The 24,575-nt window shown below is 30.4% G+C and carries 20 protein-coding genes; all 20 read right to left on the reverse strand.

Features of this window, described 5'->3' with window-relative positions; genetic code table 11:
• Positions 1-150: 150 nt before the first annotated feature.
• Entirely contained in the window at positions 151-1,185 is a 1,035-nt protein-coding gene (recA, locus tag B2W91_RS20280; protein WP_291584322.1) for a recombinase RecA, read from the reverse strand.
• Between the two features lie 164 nt (positions 1,186-1,349).
• Positions 1,350-1,892, reverse strand: a complete 543-nt coding sequence (pgsA, locus tag B2W91_RS20285; RefSeq protein ID WP_291584256.1) for a CDP-diacylglycerol--glycerol-3-phosphate 3-phosphatidyltransferase — start codon at positions 1,890-1,892, stop codon at positions 1,350-1,352.
• A gap of 51 nt (positions 1,893-1,943) precedes the next feature.
• Positions 1,944-3,269, reverse strand: a complete 1,326-nt coding sequence (rimO, locus tag B2W91_RS20290) for a 30S ribosomal protein S12 methylthiotransferase RimO (RefSeq protein WP_291584258.1) — start codon at positions 3,267-3,269, stop codon at positions 1,944-1,946.
• A 39-nt stretch (positions 3,270-3,308) separates the two neighbouring features.
• Positions 3,309-5,645, reverse strand: coding sequence for an FtsK/SpoIIIE family DNA translocase (locus tag B2W91_RS20295; protein ID WP_291584260.1), 2,337 nt, complete (start codon positions 5,643-5,645; stop codon positions 3,309-3,311).
• An 85-nt stretch (positions 5,646-5,730) separates the two neighbouring features.
• Positions 5,731-6,456, reverse strand: a complete 726-nt coding sequence (locus tag B2W91_RS20300; protein ID WP_414633143.1) for a ClpP family protease — start codon at positions 6,454-6,456, stop codon at positions 5,731-5,733.
• A gap of 57 nt (positions 6,457-6,513) precedes the next feature.
• Positions 6,514-7,701, reverse strand: a complete 1,188-nt coding sequence (gene dapG, locus B2W91_RS20305; protein WP_291584265.1) for an aspartate kinase — start codon at positions 7,699-7,701, stop codon at positions 6,514-6,516.
• Positions 7,702-7,715: 14 nt separating this feature from the next.
• A complete protein-coding gene (locus B2W91_RS20310) occupies positions 7,716-7,991 on the reverse strand; it encodes a YlmC/YmxH family sporulation protein (protein ID WP_039631987.1) in 276 nt (91 codons plus the stop codon).
• Between the two features lie 93 nt (positions 7,992-8,084).
• Positions 8,085-9,359 (reverse strand): M16 family metallopeptidase, encoded by a 1,275-nt coding sequence (locus tag B2W91_RS20315; RefSeq protein WP_291584267.1) that lies wholly within the window; start codon positions 9,357-9,359, stop codon positions 8,085-8,087.
• Positions 9,360-9,960: 601 nt separating this feature from the next.
• Entirely contained in the window at positions 9,961-12,072 is a 2,112-nt protein-coding gene (locus B2W91_RS20320; protein WP_291584269.1) for a polyribonucleotide nucleotidyltransferase, read from the reverse strand.
• 105 nt (positions 12,073-12,177) lie between these two features.
• Entirely contained in the window at positions 12,178-12,441 is a 264-nt protein-coding gene (gene rpsO, locus B2W91_RS20325; RefSeq protein WP_291584271.1) for a 30S ribosomal protein S15, read from the reverse strand.
• A 150-nt stretch (positions 12,442-12,591) separates the two neighbouring features.
• Positions 12,592-13,551 (reverse strand): bifunctional riboflavin kinase/FAD synthetase, encoded by a 960-nt coding sequence (locus B2W91_RS20330; RefSeq protein ID WP_291584273.1) that lies wholly within the window; start codon positions 13,549-13,551, stop codon positions 12,592-12,594.
• A gap of 11 nt (positions 13,552-13,562) precedes the next feature.
• Positions 13,563-14,432 carry a tRNA pseudouridine(55) synthase TruB gene (gene truB / locus B2W91_RS20335; RefSeq protein ID WP_291584323.1) on the reverse strand — a complete coding sequence of 290 codons (870 nt, stop codon included), beginning with the start codon at positions 14,430-14,432 and terminating at the stop codon, positions 13,563-13,565.
• Between the two features lie 44 nt (positions 14,433-14,476).
• Positions 14,477-15,436, reverse strand: coding sequence for a DHH family phosphoesterase (locus tag B2W91_RS20340; protein WP_291584275.1), 960 nt, complete (start codon positions 15,434-15,436; stop codon positions 14,477-14,479).
• Positions 15,423-15,788: a 30S ribosome-binding factor RbfA gene (gene rbfA / locus B2W91_RS20345; RefSeq protein WP_291584276.1), complete on the reverse strand. Its 366-nt coding sequence runs from the start codon at positions 15,786-15,788 to the stop codon at positions 15,423-15,425. The genes B2W91_RS20340 and rbfA overlap by 14 nt, the downstream gene beginning before the upstream one ends.
• A gap of 18 nt (positions 15,789-15,806) precedes the next feature.
• Positions 15,807-17,870 carry a translation initiation factor IF-2 gene (infB, locus tag B2W91_RS20350; RefSeq protein ID WP_291584278.1) on the reverse strand — a complete coding sequence of 688 codons (2,064 nt, stop codon included), beginning with the start codon at positions 17,868-17,870 and terminating at the stop codon, positions 15,807-15,809.
• Between the two features lie 32 nt (positions 17,871-17,902).
• Positions 17,903-18,202 carry a ribosomal L7Ae/L30e/S12e/Gadd45 family protein gene (locus B2W91_RS20355; protein WP_291584280.1) on the reverse strand — a complete coding sequence of 100 codons (300 nt, stop codon included), beginning with the start codon at positions 18,200-18,202 and terminating at the stop codon, positions 17,903-17,905.
• Positions 18,192-18,461 (reverse strand): RNase P modulator RnpM, encoded by a 270-nt coding sequence (rnpM, locus tag B2W91_RS20360; RefSeq protein WP_291584282.1) that lies wholly within the window; start codon positions 18,459-18,461, stop codon positions 18,192-18,194. The genes B2W91_RS20355 and rnpM overlap by 11 nt, the downstream gene beginning before the upstream one ends.
• A gap of 9 nt (positions 18,462-18,470) precedes the next feature.
• Positions 18,471-19,574 carry a transcription termination factor NusA gene (nusA, locus tag B2W91_RS20365; RefSeq protein WP_291584284.1) on the reverse strand — a complete coding sequence of 368 codons (1,104 nt, stop codon included), beginning with the start codon at positions 19,572-19,574 and terminating at the stop codon, positions 18,471-18,473.
• Between the two features lie 12 nt (positions 19,575-19,586).
• Entirely contained in the window at positions 19,587-20,048 is a 462-nt protein-coding gene (gene rimP, locus B2W91_RS20370; protein ID WP_291584286.1) for a ribosome maturation factor RimP, read from the reverse strand.
• 194 nt (positions 20,049-20,242) lie between these two features.
• The gene (locus tag B2W91_RS20375; RefSeq protein WP_291584288.1) at positions 20,243-24,571 is read right to left on the reverse strand and encodes a PolC-type DNA polymerase III; all 4,329 of its coding nucleotides are present in this window, start codon (positions 24,569-24,571) and stop codon (positions 20,243-20,245) included.
• Positions 24,572-24,575: the final 4 nt, after the last annotated feature.

The raw sequence follows: 24,575 nt of genomic DNA on the forward strand, positions 1-24,575 counted from the left end.
TAACATTTTTATACAAAAATATTAGCTTTAAAATAAATTATACATTGCATCAGTATCAAAGATTCATTATTATTTTACCATATATTAATTTTTAATATAATATCATTATAAAAATTTTTTAAAAAAAATAAAAGTAGCAAGAATTACTTGCTACTTTTCATCATCTTTTTTTTCTACTAAAACTTCTTCCTTATATAAAGGTAAACTATGCTTTTCTCTTATTCTATTTTCTATTTCTAATCTTAATTCAGGATTTTCTTTAAAATAATTCTTAGCATTTTCTCTACCTTGACCTAATCTTGTATCACCATAAGAGAACCATGCACCGCTTTTTTGAACTATTTCCTCTTTAACTGCTATATCTAAAACGTCCCCTTCTTTTGAAATTCGATCACCGTACATGATATCGAATTCCGCTTGTTTGAATGGAGGCGCAACTTTATTTTTAGTTATTTTAACTCTAGTTCTATTTCCTAAAAATTCATCACCTTGTTTAATAGTATCAATTCTTCTTACATCCATTCTAACTGATGCATAAAATTTAAGTGCTCTTCCACCTGGAGTAGTTTCAGGATTTCCAAACATTACTCCAACCTTTTCTCTAAGTTGATTTATAAATACGGTAACACATTTTGATTTATTTATAGATCCTGCTAATTTTCTAAGTGCTTGTGACATAAGTCTAGCTTGAAGTCCAACATGAGAGTCTCCCATTTCTCCTTCAATTTCTGCTTTTGGTACAAGAGCTGCAACGGAGTCTACAACTACAACATCTACTGCACCTGAGCGAACCAATGCCTCAGTTATTTCAAGCCCTTGTTCTCCAGTATCAGGTTGAGAAACTATTAAATTATCTATGTCAACACCTAAAGCTTTAGCATATACTGGATCTAACGCATGTTCTGCATCTATAAAAGCTGCTACCCCTCCAGCCTTTTGAGCTTCTGCAACAATATGTAGTGCTACTGTTGTTTTACCAGAAGACTCTGGTCCAAATATCTCTATAATTCTTCCTCTAGGTACTCCACCTATGCCTAGTCCTATATCTAGACCTAAACATCCTGTAGATATTGAATCTAGATTAAGTACACTATTTTCTCCAAGCTTCATTACTGAACCTTTACCAAATTGTTTTTCTATCTGTCCCATAGCTGCTTCCAAGGCTTTTAACTTTTCACTATTCATATATCTTCCCTTAAGGGTCCACCATCCTTTCATCCACCGAACATCTGTTCTATATATATTATACAATATATCATTCAATAGGTCAACTAAAAGAATATAATAAGAAGTTCCCACTCTACAAGCAGGAACTCCTTATTTATAATTGCCATTTTAAATGTTTTTAATCACTTATCCATCTTAATTACATCTCTATTTTTGTAGAAATAATCTACACCAGATATTATAGTTATTATAACCGCTAATACCATTGATATCCTCGTTATCATTTCAATAATTGAGCTATCATAGCTTAATGTTACTAATCCTGCTATTATTGCTACTATTTGTATTACAGTTTTAGCTTTTCCCCAGTTACTAGCTGCAATTACTACACCTTCTGATGCAGCTAATGTTCTAAGGCCAGATACAGCAAATTCTCTTGCAATTATTATCATAGCTACCCATGCTGGTATTACTTGTAACTCAACTAAAGAAACCAGCGCAGAAGTTACTAGTAACTTGTCTGCTAAAGGATCCATAAACTTTCCAAAGGTAGTTACTTGATTTCTGCTTCTAGCTATGTATCCATCAAGCTTATCTGTTAATGATGCTACTACAAAGACTATGGTAGCTAAAATCGTTCCTAAAGAAGTATTTAATGCTATAAACACTAAGAATATAGGAACCAATAATATTCTTAGCACCGTAAGTTTATTTGCAAGATTCATATGACACAACTCCTATTTAAACAAAATTTTATAGAATAAATATCAATATCTTTACTGTAGAACAACTCCTATTAAATCATATTCTAATGCCCTTATAATCTCAACGTCAATAAATTGACCTATCTTTATATTATTATCATTTTCAATAAAAATTTCACCATCTATTTCAGGAGCCATTTCATAACTTCTTCCAATATACATTTTATCTTCTTTATTTTCTATCAATACAGTGTATATTTTACCTACCCTATTTTTATTTAACTCCTTAGAAATCTGTTGTTGAAGAGCCATAAGCTCATGATATCTCATTTCCTTTATTTCATCATCAATTTGTTCATCCATATCCGCTGCAGCAGTTCCCTCTTCTTGTGAATAAGTGAATACCCCCAGCTTATCAAACTTGATTTCCTTAATAAAATCTTTAAGCTCTTCGAAATCTTCTTCTCTTTCTCCTGGAAATCCTACTATAAGAGATGTTCTTAAAACTACGTTAGGAACCTTAGTTCTTAGTTTATTTATATTATCAGTTATAGTCTTATTTCTTCCTTTTCTTCTCATACTTTTCAATATTTTATCACTTATATGTTGTATAGGTATATCAATATATTTACAAACTTTATCATTGCTTGCTATTTCATCTATTATTTCATCTGTTAACTCTTCAGCATAACAATATAATATGCGTATCCATTTGATGCTTTTTATTTGAGATAGCTGATTTAATAATGTATGTAGTTTCTTCTCACCATATATATCTATACCATAACTTGTAGTATCTTGTGCAACTAAAATTAACTCTTTATAACCATTTATAGCAAGTACTGATGCTTCCTTTAAGATATCCTCTATAGTCCTACTTCTATATTTACCTCTTATACTAGGTATAGCACAATAAGCACATTTGTTATTACAACCTTCAGATATTCTTATATAGGCTGTAGTTCCTCCAGTTGTAACCACTCTTTTTCCAATATTAATATTAGAATCACTATAATTTGTATAGGCTACTTTTTTATTGTCTTTTAACACCTGTTCTATACTGTCATTTAATTTATCGTAATCATTTACTCCTAATATTATATCAAGTTCAGGTATAAGTTTTAAAAGTTCACTTCCATATCTCTGAGTTAAACATCCTGTAGCTATAAGTACTTTACAATTATGATCTTCTTTATATTTTGCCATTTCAAGTATAGTATCTATAGATTCCTGCTTAGAGCTCTCAATAAATCCACAAGTGTTTATTATTATAATATCTGCATTATTAGGTTCATTTATAACTTCAAATTTTTCTTTTATATTTCCTATAATAATTTCCGAGTCAATTCTGTTTTTATCGCAGCCTAAGTTTACTACTCCAACTTTCAATTTATCCACTAGTTTTCCTCCTATATTTTTCTTTATAGTATAAGGTTATCACTGTTCATATTCTTCTTTACTTAAAAGAACTTGCCTTGGTTTACTTCCGTTCTTTCCAGAAATAACGCCTCTCTCCTCCATCTGTTCTATTATTCTCGCTGCTCTATTATATCCTATTTTTAATCTTCTCTGCAATAGAGATGTGGATGCCTGTTCCGTATCTATAACTATTTTTATAGCCTCATTTAAAAGCTCATCACAATCATCACTTTTAGGCCTAGCTCCTTCTTCGATTTCCTCAATAATGTGATCTTCATATTGATGTTCTTCTACTTGATTTTTAATAAATGTTACTACTCTCTCTACTTCCTCCTCAGATACAAATGCTCCCTGTATTCTAACAGGTTTTGCTTCTCCTACAGGATAAAATAGCATGTCTCCTTTACCAAGTAGTTTTTCTGCCCCCGATGAATCAAGTATAGTTCTTGAATCTATTTGACTTGATACGGCAAAAGAAATTCTCGAAGGTATATTTGCCTTAATAACTCCAGTAATTACGTCTACAGACGGTCTTTGAGTAGCTATAACTAAATGCATACCTGCTGCTCTAGCCATTTGTGCTAATCTACCTATATAATCCTCAACATCATTTGGGCAAACCATCATAAGATCTGCAAGCTCATCAATTATAATTACTATCCAAGGTAGCTTTTCTTCAACAATCCCCTTATTCGCCATTTCATTATAGCCTTCAATGTTTCTTACATTATTATCTGCAAAAATCTTATATCTTCTGGTCATTTCATTTACTGCCCAACTTAATGCACTAGCTGCTTTTTTAGGATCTGTAACTACAGGAATTAATAAATGTGGTATTCCATTGTAAATATTAAGTTCAACAACTTTAGGATCTATAAGTAATAATTTAACCTCATCAGGAGAATACTTATATAGTAAGCTCATAAGTAAGGTATTTATACACACACTTTTACCTGATCCTGTTGCACCAGCTACTAGCATATGGGGCATTTTTGTCAAGTCAGAAACAATAGAATGTCCACCTATATCCTTACCTAGGCAAAAGGCTAAGTTTTTATTAGAACTTATAAATTCTTCAGATTCAATAACTTCTCTTAAATATACTGGTGTTAATTCTCTATTAGGTACCTCTATCCCTACTGCTGCTTTACCTGGAATAGGCGCTTCTATTCTAACTCCTGATGATGCTAAGTTTAAAGCTATATCATCAGATAAGTTAACAATTTTACTTACTTTCACTCCAGCACTAGGTTGAAGCTCAAATCTAGTTACAGATGGACCTTTTGTAACTTGTATAACCTTTGCCTCTACTCCAAAGCTTAAAAGAGTTTCTTGTAATTTACTTGCACTATTTAATAAATCCTTTTTATCTCCTTTTTTAAGCTGATTATGTTCATTTTTATAAAGCAAATCCACATCGGGAGATTTATATTCAAAGTTTTTATTACTATTAAAATTGCTAATGTGAATTTCTTCCTCCAATTCACTAGTGTAAGCTTTATCGGTAATAGGAGCCTTTTCTTTTTTTTCTTCTCTAATGTTATATTGTATAAAATCCTTTTCACTTTTACCAGTATCATCGATCTCTGTAGATTTTAAGAAATCTATAATTTTTATTTTATGGTTTGTATCAACTTGTGATATAGAATTTTCTTCAATGATGTTCTCTTTTAGATCTTCATTCACAAGTATCTTTTCATCAGCTTTTAATTTATTTTCTCTTAAGCTATCTTTTTTATTCACAATCTCTGAAATCATATCTTTAATAGTTATGTCTTTAATTAAAGTTATAGAGATTATATATACTGCAATAAAAATTATGTAACTTCCTAATTTCCCAAAAAGCTTATATAGTGGAACCGATAAAAAATACCCTATAATTCCACCATGAAATATACTACTAGAATTATAAATTTTTTCTACTCCTACCATAATATTATCTTTTACATAGTAATTAGATAAAATAGTCATTTGTATAAACAATAAGCTATTAATAATAAATAAAACTATTCCATAAAATCTCTTAGTAAAAGTAATATTACCACTTTTAGTTATATAACTAGCTCCTATAAATATACAAAAGACAGGCATTACATATGCACCTAAGCCTATTAATCCTACAAATAATTTATAAACAAATAATCCTATCATACCAGATAATGATGATTGATTGGAAAATATAGTAGAAGCTAAACTAAGTAACATTAATATGCCTATAGTTATAAGTATAATTCCTGAAACTTCTGAGTGGCTTTTTTCATTAGTGTATCTCTTATTAGCCTTTCCATTATCTTTAGATCTACTTCTTTTTTGAGATTTCTTGCTCTTTTCTTTATCAATGTTATTTTTAGCCACCGTATCACCTCCAAATTAATTATTTCTACAAATATGATAATATTTCCTTTTAAATAAATCCAATAAAAAATAGGTCAAAATCGACCTATTTTTTATCAATAAGTTCATTTAATTTGTGTAACGCTTGAGATATCCCTCCAACTTCATCAATAATTCCGCATTCAACTGCTTGTTTACCTATTAATATAGTTCCCATATCATTTAATAATTCGTCAGTTTCAGCCATCATACCTCTTAATTCCTCTGCACTTATTTTAGAAGTTCTTGTTATAAATCCAATAATTCGTTCTTGCATTTTTCTAAAATAGTCAAAAGTTTGAGGAACACCTATTACTAACCCATTCATTCTTATAGGATGAACAATCATAGTAGCACTAGGTGAAATAAATGAATAGCTTGAGGAAGTTGCTAGCGGAACTCCTATGGAATGCCCTCCACCAATTACTAAAGACACTGTTGGCTTTGACAGACTATTTATCATTTCTGCAATCGCTAGTCCTGCCTCTACATCTCCTCCAACAGTATTTAATATTACAAGTATACCCTTAACTTTTTCATCTCTTTCCATTGCTACTAATTGAGGTATAACATGTTCATATTTAGTTACTTTTGTTTGAGGTGATCCCATACTATGACCCTCTATTTGCCCTATTATAGGTAGTATTTGTATACTGTCATCACCACTAGCCACATTAAGTACTCCTAACTCCTTAATATTTTGAACTCCTTCATTAGGTTTTGATTCTTCTTCATTTTTAGTTATCTCTTCACTTTTTATTTTCTTTTTAGTATTTTTATCTGCCATAATCATTCCTCCTAAATATACATTTCTATTTTGTACATTTAGAGGAAATCATATACTTGATTATCATAAATTAAACTCTTTATGAAGTACATTAATAGCCGATTCTGTATATGGAGCTTCTACTAAACACCATATAGTCATGTGAGAGTCTGCTGTTTGTAGTACTTCTATTTTTTCTTTTGTTAATGTTTTTAAAATTCTAGCCATAACTCCTGGCATTCCTCTCATCTTAGAACCTATTATAGCAATCTTACTACAATTTTCAATATATGAGCATTGTAGATTTATCTCATTTGTGATTTCTTTAAACTTGTCTAAGTCACTTAATGCTATAGTAAATATTTTTTGTTTAGGAAAAACATTTATAAGATCAATACTTATACCCTTCTCTGCTATTATTTCAAACAACTCAACATAGCTATCACTATTATTATCCGGAGCAGTAATTTGAACTCTATCTTTTACATGGGTAATTCCAGTAATAATACTTTGTGAATCATCTTCTATATGATTAGTAATGAAGGTTCCGTCACAGTCACTAAGAGTGTTTTTAATAACTAATGGTATATTATACTTTTTAGATATCTCAACAGCCCTAGGATGAATAACTTTAGCCCCTTGATATGCAAATTGACATACTTCATCATAGCTTATAGCCTTAATCAAAGTAGCCTGAGATACTATTCTAGGGTCAGCAGTCATTATACCATCCACATCTGTATAAATATGGATTTCTTCCGCCTTTAGCGCAGCTCCTAATATAGCAGCAGTAACATCACTTCCCCCTCTTCCAAGAGTAGTTAAATATCCTTCTTCGCAAGTTCCTTGGAATCCTGCTACTACTGGTATTTTATCTTCATTTAAAAGTTTTAGTAATCTCTCAGTATCTACATCCGTTATTGTAGCATTTCCATAATTATTATCTGTTTTAATTCCTGCAAGTCCTCCTGTTAATGGTATAGCATTAAGATTATTATTGTATAACTCATTAGATATTACAGCAGTGCTTATAATTTCTCCACACCCTACCATCAAATCTGTAGCTAATAGGTTATTTGTTTTAAAATTTTCACTTAATAAACCTAATAATGTATCTGTAGCATAAGGCTCTCCTTTTCTTCCCATGGCAGACACTACGACAACCGTCTTATATCCTTGTTCTATGGCACTAATTATTTTCTTTGCTACTAACTTTCTATTTCTTTCACTTGAAACAGAGGTTCCTCCAAATTTTTGTATAAGTATCTTCATTACTTCTCCCCCATTTAAATACGAGATTTTTTTAGCACCTCATTATCTACATCTATTATAATAGTTCGAGAGCCAATTTTCTTTACATACTCCCAAGGCACTTCGATAAGTTCACTATTTTTAAAAAAACTAAAAGTAGCTTTACTATCGTTTAATATTAATAATTTTAATACACCACGTTCATCTATTACAATATCATTATTGCCTAAAAAATTGTATTTATCGCCATCATTAATATTTATAATCTCGTATCTTTCCATTTCGCTTAAATACTTAATATTATCTTCCATAATATCACCTCTTATTATAATTCCCATAGAAATAATTATGAGAATTAAACTGAAGTTATGCAAGAAAAAAGCATTTACATAAAACTAAAGGTATTATTTCTTTATCTCAGTTAGATTATCTTTGTAAATTTCTTTTAAGAGCCTTATATCCTTACCTACAAAAGAAGTATTTTGTATGCCTTTTCTAAAAGTAAGTTCCTTAACTCTTTCTACACTCTCCATATCAATTTTATCTATTTTCTTAATTACATCACTTGGAGTGTTTATCTTATTTAAAAATAATACTGATTTTCCATTGCTAAACATTCTGCTACTAGTGCTTTCAAGCCCTAAAATATAATTTCCTTTTAACTGCTCTTTACTTTTCTGAAGTTTTTCATTAGTAATATTCTCTTTTGAAAATTTATTGACTTCATTAAGTATAACATCAATTGCTTCTTTAATATACTTAGGATTTAATCCTGCATATACATTTACGAGTCCACTATTTACATGAGAAGACATATATAAATATATAGAATAACAAATTCCTAGTTCTTCTCTTATCTTTTGAAAGAGAATAGATGCAGCTCCTCCACCTAGCATATTAGATAATAGTATTAACGTATATAAATCATCATCACCTATTTTTAGACCAGGCATTCCTAAGTTTATGTGAAGCTGCTCTATATCTTTACGTCTAAAATAATTGTTATCTAATATTTCTGGTGTAGAATATATAGTTATATTTTTATCATCATATTGCCAATTTCCAAAATACTTTTCTACAATTTTTTCTATGTTCTTCATATCTACTTTTCCGCATATAGATATAACACAATTTTCTGGTATGTAATAAGATTTTAAGTATGAAACTATCATTTCCTTATTAAAGGATTTCACTGTATTTTCAGTTCCTAGTATAGGAAGTGAGAGACCATCATCTCCCCAAGCAGCTTCAGCATGCAAGTCCATGAGCACATCTTCTGCACTATCCTCGCTCATATTTATTTCTTCAGTTATAACGCCTTTCTCTTTTTCAATATCTTCTTCATTAAATAGACTATTAAAAAGCATATCAGACAATAATTCAAGCCCTAATTCTAAGTGAGTATCTAAAGTTTTAATATAATAGCAAGTAGCCTCTTTACCTGTAAATGCATTGATTTGGCCACCTACATTCTCGATATCCTCCGCTATTTCTTTGGAATTTCTACTCGCGGTACCTTTAAAAAGCATATGCTCTATAAAATGAGATACTCCATTATTAATACTACTTTCATTTCTTGAACCATTTTCCACCCATAATCCCACTGATACAGAGTTAAAATGCTCTATATTTTCTACTACCACTTTTAATCCATTATTTAAAGTAAATAAATTATACATTTTCTCTCTCCTTATTGAAGAAATTTCTTTTAATATTTCAATTCACAATGTAAAATTCACAATTAAAAATATTCCTAATTATAGATTTAACATTTAACGTTTACTTTTGAGCAATTGTACCACCTATTATAAACATAAGTAAAATAATCTATCATAATGACCAATTATTCTCTTTAAAATGACTCTATTTTTTTTAAAATCTATTATAGAATTAATTATTTCTTTAATTATGTATTATGAACTATTCATTACAAATTGAGTATGTTATAAATTTAAATCTAAAAAGTAAAATTTATTTTAGATTTTAGATTTAAATTCTAAGATAATAATACTTACTTATATATCTTCTTCAATTTTTCATATAAATATTAGTATACTATCAATTATTTATTAAAAAACATAGTAAAAAGTATTCAATATAAAGCAATTTAAAAATATATAGAGTTCTTTAATGAAAATTTAATTTATGNNCATGATTTTAATTTTCATAATAAAAATTCTTTTCAAAGAGCTTCTATCATAATCCTTAATCATTTATTTTTAACTTTATAAATATGCAAATTTAAAAAAATAAAAAGGCATTATGCCCTTCTATTTGTTATTAATTATCATTTTTTTCTTCTTCTTCTGTTTCTTTAATAGCATCTTTTCTTGAAAGATTAACTCTTCCTTGATTATCTATCTCTGTTACTTTAACTAATATCTCATCTCCTACGGAAACAATATCTTCTACCTTATTTACTCTTGCAGTATCTAGTTTAGATATATGAACTAAACCTTCTTTTCCAGGTAATAATTCTACAAAGGCTCCAAAAGTAGCAATTTTAGTTACTTTACCAAGATAGATTTCTCCTACTTCAACTTCTTTAGTAAGTTCTTTTATCATTTTTAAAGCCATATTTGCTCCAACACTGTCATTAGACATAATAACAACCTTACCATCATCATTAGTATCTATCTTAACACCAGTTTCAGCTATAATTTTCTTTATAGTTTTTCCACCTGGTCCTATGATGTCTCTAATTTTATCTGGATTAACGTTTATTGCATATAATCTTGGTGCATATGGTGATAATTCTTGTCTTACTTCTGGTATACATTCTTTTATTTTGTCTAAAATGTGCAATCTAGCTTTTTTAGCATTTTCTATAGCAGTTCTTATACAATAGCTAGATAATCCTTTTAATTTTGTATCTACTTGTATAGAAGTTATACCTTCTTCAGTTCCTGCAACCTTAAAGTCCATATCTCCAAAGAAATCTTCAATACCTTGAATATCTGTTAATATCTCTTCTTCTGATAAATCTTCACTAGTTATTAATCCCATAGCTATACCTGCTGCTGGTCTTTTTATAGGAACTCCTGCATCTAATAATGCTAATGTACTACCACACACACTTGCTTGAGATGTAGATCCATTTGAACTTAATACCTCAGATACTAATCTTATAGTATATGGGAACTCTTCAATTGAAGGAATTAATGGCTCTAATGCTCTTTCTGCTAAAGCACCATGTCCTATTTCTCTTCTTCCTGGTCCACGAAGTGGTTTAACTTCTCCTACACTATAAGCTGGGAAATTATAATGATGCATATATCTTTTAAATTCTTCTTCGCCAAGACCATCAATTATTTGAACATCTCCAAGTGCACCTAGAGTAGCAACAGTCATTACCTGAGTTAATCCTCTTGTAAATAATCCTGTACCATGTGTTCTTGGAAGTAATCCTGTTTCACAGCTAATTTTTCTTATTTCATCAAAACCTCTGCCGTCTGGTCTTCTCTTGTCACGAAGAAGCATATGTCTAACTATTTCTTTTTGAAGATTATAAATAGTTTCTGACACATCAGACATTTTATCCTCATATTTTTCTCCAAAGGCTTCGCTGATTTTCTCTTTAATTTCTGAAACTTTGTTATTTCTTTCATCTTTGTCAGTAGTATACATTGCATCCTTTAGCATATCATATGCAAAAATTCTTATGTCTTCTTCTACATTTTCATCAGTTTTGTGTATCTCTGGAGTTATTTTTTCCTTTCCAAACTTCGCCATAGCCTCTTCTTGGAATGCAACTATTTTTTTACACTCTTCAAATCCAAAGTTTATAGCTTCTATCATTGTTTCTTCTGGAATTTCATCTCCACCAGCTTCTATCATCATAATTCTTTCTTTAGTTGCACAGACAGTTAATGCTAATGTACTTTTTTCTCTTTGAGCTACTGTTGGGTTTATAATAAACTGTCCCTCTACAAGACCAACTGATACTGTTCCTACAGCATCAGTAAATGGTATGCTAGATAAACATAATGCCATTGATGCAGCATTCATAGCCAATATTTCTGGAAGGTTATCTTGCTCAACAGACACTACTGTACAAACTACTTGAACATCATTTCTATATCCTTTTGGGAATAGTGGTCTTATAGGTCTATCTATAGCCCTTCCATTTAATACTGCTTTCTCAGATGGCTTACCTTCTCTTTTGATAAACCCTCCTGGAATCTTTCCTACTGAATATAATCTTTCTTCATATTCAACACTTAGGGGGAAAAAATCTATTCCATCCCTTGGTGTCTCTGAAGCATTTACATTAACAAGTACTACTGTATCTCCATAGTTCATAAATAGTGCACAGTTTGAAAGCATTCCAACTTTACCACATTCAACTTTCATGGTTCTTCCTGCTACAGTAGTTTCTAATGTATTAATCATATTTTTGCCTCCTTTCGATAATTATTAATAGTATTGTCAAATATAATTAGTTATATTTACCTAGAAAATATAAGTTAAAATAATAGAGCGGCTTAGCCGCTCTAACTATTTTCTTATTCCTAACTCAGCTATTAAAGCACGGTATCTTTCGATTTCTTGCTTCTTTAAGTAATTTAAAAGTCCTTTTCTTTGTCCAACCATCATTAAAAGACCTCTTCTTGAATGGTGATCTTTCTTGTGAACTTTTAAGTGCTCAGTTAACTCTTTTATTCTCTCTGTTAATAAAGCAACTTGAACCTCTGGTGATCCTGTATCTCCTTCAGTTCTAGCGAATTTTACCATTATTTCTTGTTTTTTAGCCTTATCCATGTTAAAAACACCTCCGATTGTAATATCCCCCTATTCCAAGTATCCCGTTGGCAATTCAGCAAACTTAGCATAAGGTTCAGACCAATTATAGCAAATAATTTTCTTTTTGTAAATTATTTATTATAACTTTCTTTTTCAAAATCAACTAGCTTATATATCCAGCATATTTTGATTTTTAACAATTTTTTTATCTTTATTCAATTGTGCTATTAATTCTTCTAAAGAATCAAAACTTTTTTCTTCTCTAATTTTATGTAAAAAGAATATTTCTACAGATTCTCCATATATATCTTCATGAAAATCTAATATATTTGTTTCAACACAAAGTTTTTTTCCTTTTACTGTAGGATTATATCCTACATTAGTCATACCTTTATAAAATCTATCTTTATATTTTACCAAACTATAATAAACTCCACCTTGAGGAAGTACAAATTTTTTATCATAATCTAAGTTTATAGTAGGAAATCCTATAGTTCGTCCTATCTGCCTACCTTTAATGATCTGCCCACTTAACATAAAAGGCCTTCCGAGCATCACATTTGCCTTTTCAATTTCTCCCTCTTGTATGTAGTTTCTTATTTTAGAACTACTTATTATTTCATCTTTTAATTTAACAGGCTTAGCTATATAAAGCTTAAATCCTAAAATTTCACTATATTTCTTTAGAAGTTCAATATCCCCTAAATTCTTATATCCAAATCTATAGTTAAAACCTACAATTACACCTACTGCATTGTAGCAATTTACTAAGTTTTTGATAAAGTCTTCTGGACTTATTCTCATAAACTCGTCATCAAAGGTAATAAAATTTACCACATCTACTCCTAGTTTTTCCAAAACCTCAATTTTATGATCATTATCCATTATAAGCTTAGGTGCAACGTCCTCGTTTATAACTGTTAAAGGATGGTTCTCAAAGGTACATATCATTGTTCTAGCATTAATAAAATTTAAATTCTCTTCTTTATTTTTATTATATTTCTTGGCCATATCTATTGATTTTTTTATAAGAGACTTATGACCAAGATGAATTCCATCAAAACTCCCTAAAACTATAAAGGTAGGGAAATCTAACTTTTTATTAAAATTATCCTTTATTATCTTCATATTTATATCCTCTAGATTAAAACCTTTATCAATTTAAAACCTACATCATTTTTTCTACCTATTCCAACTAAGTTGTTTTCTTCATCATAAACTCTGTAAATTTCATCTTTCTCTATGTCTGCTGTAAAGCTTTTATCCTTTAATATGACTCCATTAAGAAGAAGAGTTTTAAATTTAATATTAGCTACTACCTTAGGGTAGTTTAAAAAAGCATTTTCTATTGGAATAATATAATCATATATATTTTCCTTATTTAAAGATTCAATATTTATACTATTTTCTTTAGTAAATTTGCCTGTAGCTGTTCGTTCTAATGCACTCATCATAGCACCACAGCCTAATTTTTCTCCTATGTCATAACATAAGCTCCTAATATAAGTACCTTTAGAGCAGTTTACTTCCACCTTTACATAAGGAAGATTAATTTCTAAAACTTTTATATCATGTATAGTTATATTTCTAGCTTCTCTTTCAATCTCTATACCTTCTCTTGCAAGTTCATAAAGCCTTTTACCATTTACTTTAAGTGCTGAATACATTGGTGGAACCTGTTTTATGTTTCCTTTAAAAGAATAGACAGCTTCTATTACTTCTTCTTCCGTAACATTCACATCACACTGTCTTATTACTTTCCCTTCAATATCATAAGTATCTGTTACTTCTCCTAGCTTTAACTCAGCAACATAAACCTTATTATTTTCCATAATATAATCAATAGCTTTAGTGGCTTTACCTATACAAATAGGTAAAACCCCACAAGCTTCAGGATCTAAAGTTCCACAATGACCAACTTTTTTTTCATTGGTAAGCTTTCTTATAATTCTAACTACATCAAAAGAAGTGATTTTTGTTGGCTTATAAATATTTAATATACCAAAAATATTTTTTTTATTAGAAATATCTTTATTTTCTCTATTTAAGTTCATTATATCAACTCTTTTTCTAATATAGTTATTAGCTTCTCTTTTATAGTTTGTATATTACTTTCTGCCACAAAACCTGCTGCTCTAATATGTCCACCACCATTAAAGCCCTCTGCAACTTTTCTTACATCAACCTTATTTTTTGAACGTAAGCTAACTTTAACACCATCTTCTGATTCCTTAATCATCACTGTTACTTCTGCACTTTCAACTTTACTTCCAAAGGCTATTAAGTCAGATGTATCAGAGCCATCTAGATTCAGTTCCTCTAGCATTTTATTAGCAAGCTCCATAAATACAACTTTTTTATTACATTCTAAAGTCATAGTTTCTATAACTTTTCCATAAAGCTTAACTTTATTAAAGCTTTTATTATCAAAAATAATTCTATGAATCTCACTAAAATCAATGCCTGTATTTATTATATCCCCTGCAATGTTATGGGTATCACTAGTAGTATTAGAATGTCTAAATGAGCCAGTATCGGTTAATAATGAAGTATATAATGCTACTCCTATTTCCTTAGTTAGGCTTATATCTAGTAGCTTCAATATTTCATATATAATTTCTCCTACTGCTGCCGCATTAGTATTTACATAGTTTACATCTCCATATAATTCATTTGACATATGATGATCCACATTAATTAACGTATAATTCCTATCTTTTAATAGGATTTCTGCATTAATTCTTTTAAAATCTCCACAATCTAATACAATGACTAAGTCTGTATCTTGTTCTACATTATAATTTTCACCAGTTATCTCTTCTGAACAAGGTAAATAAGTAAATGTTTGAGGAATAGCCTCTTTACAAAGAATAGTACAGTCTTTTCCTATACTCCTAAGTGCTAAAGCAAGTGCCGTACTACTTCCTAGAGAATCACCATCTGGAGAAGTGTGAAAGGTAATAGCAATTTTTTTACTTTCTTTAATTTTCTCAATAACATTATTTATTGTCACTGCTATTTTGCTCCTTTATTTGGTGAAGTAATGAATCTAAGTGTTGTGCTCTATCAAGAGTACTATCCAACTCTATAATAACTTCAGGTATATGTCTTATTTTAACATTTTTAGCTATTTCTTTTCTTATAAATCCTACAGAACTTTTAAGAGCTGAATAACTATCCTCTTTTTCCTTTTCACTACCAAAAATACTTACATATATCTTTGCATAGCTTAAATCTTTGCTTACATCTACATCAGTTACGCTTATCATTGCAGTTAATCTAGGGTCTTTTATTTTATTTTGTATTGTATTACTTACATCTCTTTTTATTTCCTCGTTAATTCTACCGCCTCTATACTTTGTCACGTAACTCACTCCTTATGTTTATATTTGTTTAGGTTTAATTTCCTCCATAGTATAAGCTTCAAGAATATCTCCTTCTTTTATGTCATTGAATTTCTCTATGCTTAAACCACATTCAAAACCAGCTGCAGCCTCTTTAACATCATCTTTAAATCTCTTTAATGATGCCAATGTTGATTCAAATATAACTATACCTTCTCTTAAAATTCTTACACTTGAATGTCTAGTAATCTTTCCATTTAGAACATAACATCCTGCAATTGTACCTACATTTGAAATTTTATAAACTGCTCTTACTTCTACTCTTCCTTGTATAACTTCTTTATACTCTGGATCAAGCATTCCAACCATAGCAGATTTAATATCTTCAATTGCATCATATATTATTCTATAAGTTTTAATTTCAACGCTTTCTTTTTCTCCAGCAGCTATAGCATTTCCATCTGGTCTTACATTAAATCCTATTATGATTGCATTAGAAGCTGATGCCAGCGTAACATCTGTTTCAGTTATAGCTCCAACACCACCATGAATTACTCTAACTTTAACATTATCTGTTGAAAGTTTTTCTAATGATTGTCTTATAGCTTCAACAGAACCTTGTACGTCTGCTTTTACTATAACGCTAAGCTCTTTAACTTTTCCCTCTTGAATTTGGCTATATAGGTTTTCCATAGAAACTTTGTTAGATGCAGTAAAGTTTTCTTGTCTTATTTTTTCTTTTCTCTTATCTGCCATGTTTCTAGCTGTTTTCTCATCTTTAACAACATTAAATCTGTCTCCAGCTGCTGGAACCTCAGATAATCCTAAAATTTCTACTGGTATTGATGGTCCAGCAGATTTTATTTTATTACCTTTATCATCTATCATAGCTCTTATTCTTCCATAAGTTGTTCCTACGATTATTGAATCTCCAACATTTAATGTTCCATTTTGAACAAGTAATGAAGCTACCGGACCTCTACCTTTATCAAGTTTAGCTTCTATAACTGTTCCTTTAGCTCTTCTTTCTTTATTGGCAGTTAACTCTAGCATTTCTGAAGTTATTACTACCATTTCCAGTAATGTATCAATACCTTCTCTTGTATGAGCAGATACTGGAACACATACTGTATCTCCGCCCCAATCTTCAGCAATTAATCCATGCTCAGTTAACTCTTGTTTAACTTTGTCTGGATTTGCTGACGGTTTATCCATTTTATTTATAGCAACTATCATTGGCACGTTAGCTGCTTTACAGTGGTTAATAGCTTCAGCAGTTTGTGGCATTATTCCATCATCTGCTGCAACAACTAATATAACAACATCAGTAATTTGTGCTCCTCTAGCTCTCATTGCAGTAAAAGCTTCGTGTCCTGGTGTATCAAGAAAAGTAATCTTTTCATCATTTACATCAACAGTATAAGCTCCTATATGTTGAGTAATTCCACCCGCTTCTGTAGCAGTAACTTTAGATTTTTTAATAGCATCTAATAATGAAGTTTTACCATGGTCAACGTGTCCCATAACAGTAACTACAGGTGGTCTTTTTTCAGTATCGTTTTCTTCTTCAAAGTTATCTTCTATATCCTCTTCTTCAGCAAGTTTTCCAGCTTCTTCTTCTTTTAATACTGCCATTGATCCGAACTTTTCAACAACTTGTTCAGCGATATTAAAATCTATTTCTTGATTCATATTAGCCATAACGCCTAAGAAAATTAATTGTTTAATAACTTCTACAGGTGATTTTTTAAGCTTTTCTGCTAAATCTTTAACAATTATAGTTTTTTCCATTTCTATAACTTCGTCTGGTGTTGATTCTGAATCTAAATCTTCTTCATCTCTATTTCTCATCTTGTTTCTATTTTTTTTCTTATTTAACTTATTTACATTCTCATTTTCAACATTCTCATAGTGCTCTACTGTTTCATTTGTATTTGCTTTTTGATCTGCAAATAATTCTTTAATAAGCTCAGCATCTTCTTCATCTATCATACTCATATGATTTTTAGCTTCTATACCAAACTCTTCGAAAAGCACTGTGATTAATTCTTTACTTAAAACTTCTAACTCTTTAGCTAATTCGTATATTCTTACTTTCGCCAAAGCTTTCACCTCCGAATTTGTATGTTATTATGCTACTGCCATAAATCAATGAGTTTTTCACTCATATTTTTATCTTTTACACATAATACATTTATTTCTTTTCGCCCTAAGGAAATACCTAACTGAAATTTAGGCACATTCTCCAATAAAGGAATTTCTCTATCACTACAGTATTTTCTAAATTTATCCTTAGTATTTTCTGAACACTCTAGTGATAATATTACAAGATAAACCTTTTGTTTTTTTATTATCTCTTCACATTTATTATATCCCTCTATCAAATTCCCTGACTTTTTAGTAAGTCCTAAAAATTGATAAAACTTATTGGTCATATCCCATCTCTTCCTTTAATCTTTCAAATATATCATCACTGATTTTACCTTCAAGATTTCTCTCTAATCTTTTTGCTTTTATGGACTTTTCTAAGCATTCTATACTTTTGCAAATATATGCTCCTCGTCCTGGCTTTTTCCCAGTAGTATCAATAGAGATTTCTCCTTCTTTATTTCTAACTACTCTTATAAGCTCTTTCTTAGGCTTCATCTCCATACAGCCAGTGCACATTCTTTGTGGTATTTTTTTAACCTTCATAGATATCACCTACTCTAGAATTTCATTTATCTCAGTTTCTTCATTAACGTCAATAACATCTAAAGCTGTGTAAGCTTGAGATTTGCTTTTTATATCAATTTTCCATCCAGTTAATCTTGCTGCTAATCTTACGTTTTGACCTTCTTTACCTATAGCAAGTGATAACTGGTTATCATCAACTACAACTTTAGCGCTTTTATTTTCTTCGTCTACTGTAACTTCTAAAATTTTAGCTGGGCTTAATGAATTAGCAATATACTCTTCTGGAAGCTTGCTGTATTTTATAATATCAATTTTTTCATTTTTAAGTTCATTTACAATGCTTTGCACTCTTATTCCTTTAGGACCTACACAAGCACCCATTGCGTCAACATTTTCATCTTTTGAATGTACAGCTATCTTTGTTCTTGAACCTGCTTCTCTTGATATACTTTTAATTTCTACAATACCACTATATATCTCTGGTACTTCTCTTTCAAATAATCTCTTAACTAACCCTGGATGAGTTCTTGAAACTACTACTTGAGCACCCTTTGTAGTATTTCTAACTTCAACTATATATAAACTAAGCCTTTCATTGAAGACATACTCTTCTCTAGGCATTTGTTCATTAGGTCCAAGTACTGCTTCTATTTTGCCTAAATTAATAAATACATTTCCTCTATCTTTTCTTATTACTGTTCCTGTAATTATATCATATTCCTTTGCTATAAATTCATTGTATATGATATTTCTTTCTGCTTCCTTAATTCTCTGTATAACAACTTGCTTTGCAGATTGTGCTGCTACTCTACCAAACTGTCTTGGAGTAACCTCTATTTCTGCTATATCTCCTATTGCATACCTTGGGCTTATTTCTTTAGCTTCTTCTAATAGAATTTCACAACTTTCATCGTAAACTTCATCTACAACTTCCTTTTGTGCGTAAACATGAATTTCACCAGAATCCCTATTCATTGTAACCTTTACATTTTGACCGCTATTTGGAGAATTAGCATAGTTCTTTTTGTATGCAGCAACTAATGCATCGTCAATTGTACTAAATAATACATCTTCACTTATTCCTTTTTCTTTTACAATTTCCTTAAGTGCGTCTATAAATTCTTCATTCATCTCATTATCCTCCTATAACGTCGGATTTAAATTCACTACTGATACTTTGTCTCTTGGAATCGTTACTGGAGTATTCTCAATTTCAATCACTAAATTTAAAGTATCAAAGTCTTTTAAAATTCCTTCATATTTTTTCTTTCCATTTAATAAACTGTTCAAAATAACTTTTACATCTTGATTTAAATACTTCTCAAAATGAGCTTCTGTAAATAACGTTCTAAATACTCCTGGAGAAGAAACTTCTAAATTGTATTCATCTGAAATTGGGTCTTCAATATCTAATATCTCACTAATCTCTCTGCTTACTTTTTCGCAATCAGAAAGAGAAATTCCTTTTTCATTATCTATATAAACTCTAAAAATATAGTCCCCTGCTTCTCTTACATACTCTAAATAATAAAGCTCACAATTATTTTTCTCTACTATGGGCTTTGCAAGAGCTGTAAGTCTTTCAACTAATGGGTCATTTTGCATAACTACTACCTCCTTATTTAATTTTTGTTTAGTTTAAATTTAAAAATATATAATAAAACGCAACGAATAGATGTTGCGTTTTTAATAAATAGAGAGTAGGCAAAACCTACTCTCTCCAACTAAATTTGTCATAACTCACTAAACTAACCAAAATTATATCATAGTTCCAGCTTAATTTCAAGTAAATTGCCATCCTAAAATAAGCATAATTGATTAGTTTCTGGTAAGCCTTCCAAAGCACCATGATTACCTAAAGCTTCAATTACTGTTTTAGAAACTTTACTTCTAATTCGTAAATCTTCTTTGGAGATAAATTCTCCGTTAGTTCTAGCTTCCATAATACTCTTAGCTGCATTCTCCCCAACACCTTGAAGTCCACTAATAGGAATTCTAACCATTTCTCCTTCTATGGTAAATTTAGTAGCATCAGATTTATATATATCCACTGGTAAGAATTTTATACCTCTTTTATACATTTCGTAAGATAATTCTAATATGGTGAGTAGTCCTTTTTCTTTAGGTCCTACATTGTTTCCTAAAGCGTTTATCTCATCCATTTTAGCCTTCATAGCTTCTTCCCCTTTAATCACTATGTCTCCATCAAAATCGTCTGCTCTTACAGTGAAGTAGGTTGCATAGTAAGCTTTAGGATAATACACTTTATAATAAGCTATTCTAACTGCCATCATAACATAAGCGGCAGCGTGGCCTTTAGGAAACATATACTTAATTTTTTTACAAGATCCTATATACCAATCTGGCACATCATTCTCTCTCATTATTTGTTCATGCTCCTCTGAAAGTCCTTTACCCTTTCTAACCTTTTCCATTATAGTAAATGCAGTTTTAGGAGGAAGCCCTTTATATATTAGGTATACCATAATATCATCTCTTGTAGCTATACAATCTTTAAGTGTTGTATAGCCTTCTTTGATATAGTATTGAGCATTATTAAGCCATACATCTGTACCGTGAGAAAGTCCTGAAATTCTCACTAAATCAGAAAATGTCTTAGGCTGCGTATCTATAAGCATTTGTCTAACAAACTTTGTACCAAACTCTGGTATACCATAGCTACCTACCTCACATCCTAGTTCTTCTTTAGTTAACCCTAAAGCCTCTGTAGAAGTAAATATACTTATAACTTTAGGATCTGAAAGTGGTACAGTCTTAGGATCGAGTCCAGTTATATCCTGCAGCATTCTAAGTACTGTAGGATCGTCGTGACCAAGTATATCTAATTTTAATAACCTACCACTTATAGAATGATAATCAAAGTGAGTGGTTATTATATCTGATGTGGAATCATCTGCTGGACGCTGAATTGGACAAAAATTAAATATTTCATTATCATTAGGTACAACCATTATACCGCCTGGATGCTGTCCTGTAGTTCTTTTAACTCCTGTACATCCTAATGTGAGCCTTTCAATTTCAGCTGATGTTGCATACTTTCCTTTTCCATCTAAATATTTCTTAACAAATCCATATGCAGTTTTTTCTGCAATAGTACCTATAGTACCTGCTTTAAAAGTATATCCTTCTCCAAAAAGAACCTCTGTATATCTATGAATATCACCTTGGTTATCTCCAGAAAAGTTAAGGTCTATATCTGGTTCTTTATCCCCTTCAAATCCTAAGAAGGTTTCAAATGGTATATCATGCCCATCTTTATTGTAGACAGTACCACATTTTTCACAATTTTTATCTGGAAGGTCTACTCCTGAAGCTACAGACCCATCCATAAAAAATTCACTATGTTTACAATTAGGACATACATAATGTGGTGGAAGACCGTTTACTTCTGTTATATCTGTCATAGTTGCAACAAATGAAGAACCAACTGATCCTCTAGAACCAACCAAATATCCATCAGCTATAGACTTAGCAACAAGTTTATGAGCAATTAAATAAAGTACTGCATAACCATTGTTTATTATAGAATTAAGTTCCTTATCCAACCTTTTTTGAATAACTTCTGGTAAATCTTCTCCATAAATAGCGTGAACCTTTTTCATAGTCATATTTCTTATATCATCTTCCGCACCTTCTATTTTAGGAGGATAGGTTTCATCTGGTATAGGTTTTACAGCCTGAACTTCATCGGATATTTTATTAGGATTTACTATTACAACCTCTCGTGCTTTTTTTTCTCCTAAATAAGAAAACTCCTTAAGCATCTCATTAGTAGTTTTTAAATAAAGGGGCGCTTGATTATCTGCATCAGAGAATCCTTGGCCTGCCATTAATATTCTTCTAAATACCTCATCTGTAGGATTTAGAAAATGAACATCTCCTGTGGCTACTACAGGTTTATTATACCTTTCTCCTAAATCACAAATTTTCTTATTTATATCCTTAAGTTCCTCTTCATTTTTAACATTTCCATTTTGTATTAAAAATCTATTATTATCTATGGGCTGTATTTCTAAATAATCATAAAGTTTTACTATGTTCTCCATTTCTTCTATAGATTTTCCTTGAAGTACTTCTTTATATATTTGACCTGCTTCACAGGCAGAACCTATAATAAGCCCTTCTCTATATTTTTCAATAAGGCTTTTAGGTATTCTTGGTCTTCTATAAAAATGCTCTAAATTAGAATAGGATATAAGCTTATATAGATTTTTAAGACCTTCTTGAGTTTTTGCCAGTATAATTATATGATAGGTCATTGCTTTTTTTATATCAAAACTTCCTAAAAATTCGCTATTCAAAGAATTAATATCTAATATATTTCTTTCTCTAAGCATGTTAAAACAATGCAAAACTATCTCTGCAGTTGCCTTAGCATCGTCCACTGCCCTGTGATGATTCTCTAAAGATATACCTATATGTTTACATATCACATTTAGCTTATATCTTTTTAAATCTGGAAATAAAAACTTTGCTAACGGTATTGTATCCATTATTGGGCTTTTAAATTCTAGCCCCAATCTCTTACAATTTTTCATTATAAATGATGTATCAAAAGAAGCATTATGTGCAGCCACTATACTATCACCTATAAAATCCATAAACTTAGGAAGTATAGATGCTATATTTTCAGCATCTTTGACCATGTCGTTATTAATACCTGTGAGTTCTGTTATTTGATAAGGAATAGCTCTATTAGGGTTTACAAATTCATTAAATCTATCTATAATTTTCCCATTTTCTATCTTTACAGCACCAATTTCTATAATGCTATCATTTTCACTAGAAAATCCTGTAGTTTCTATATCAAACACCACAAAACTATCCTCTAGTGTTCGCCCTTCTCCATTTAAAACAATTGGAACTCCATCATCTACTAAATAACCTTCCATTCCATATATAATTTTTATATTATTCTTTTTTGCAGTGTCCATAGCTTCTGGGAAAGCTTGCGCTACTCCATGATCTGTTATAGCAATAGCACTATGGCCCCATCTAGCTGCTGTTTCGATTAATTTTGAAGCAGAAGTTACTCCATCCATGGCACTCATAGTGGTGTGAGCGTGCAATTCTATTCTTTTTTCTTCGCTAGTATCATTTCTTTCAATTTTATGCATCTTAACTATATGCTTACCCATTATCACTATCTCTCTAGCATAGGTATCATATATAACTTCACCACTGACCTTACAATAAAGTCCTACCTTCAGATTTTCCTGTAATCTTTCAAGTTCTTGATTCTTTAAAAAACATTTTATAGTTATAGAACTTGTATAATCTGTTACATAAAAAGTAGGGATTATCCTTCCGGTTTTGGTTTCAATAATTTCTACCTTAAATACATCCCCACAGATAGAAACAAATCCTGAAGTTTGATCTAGTTCTTCGATAGGAGTTATTTCACCATTTACATGTCTACCAACAATAACATTTTCGTCTTTAATATCCGTTTTAGAACTTTCAAATTTACCTTTTTTGTATCCTCCTTGATTTGAATTTGATGGGGATTTAGGTTTTGAATTTTCCTTAGATACCGTCATAGGTTTGTCTTTCATAACTTCTTGAATTATATTAATATTTTCTTTTTCTTTTTCTTTAAAATAGTCAAATTTTTTATCAGTATCATATTGAACTTTAATATTAGCATTTATGCCATATACCTCTTTAAGAGTAGTTCTAAGATTATGTTCTATATTTTTATTACATAGTAAATCACAAATAAATCTATTTGAGATAAATATATTTAAAGCATCATCTTCCACTGTTTTTTCGCAATTTAAAAGTACTGTTCTTAAAGCTGGGCTTTTTGAGGTTACAACTGCAACAACATCAGTCCAATACATGGAGCAAACCTCTTCAAGATTAGCAGATTTCACATCTATATACCATATAAATTCTAAGTCATTAAAAGAAGGTAAAATGTTTCTTAGAAGTTTTTCTACACTTGGTTTATTTTCTTCTTTTACCCTACTATTGCCTTTAATGTGTATTCTCAATTTTCCGCTTTTTTTAAGGTACTGAACTCTCAGTACCTTAATATCATATTGGCATATTTCTTCATCTTCATTTAAATGATTTTTTAAAATATCAACTAGGCTTACGTTCATATTT

This window comes from Clostridium sp. UBA6640, assembly GCF_002455975.1.
In the GTDB taxonomy this organism is placed as follows: Bacteria; Bacillota; Clostridia; order Clostridiales; family Clostridiaceae; genus Clostridium_J.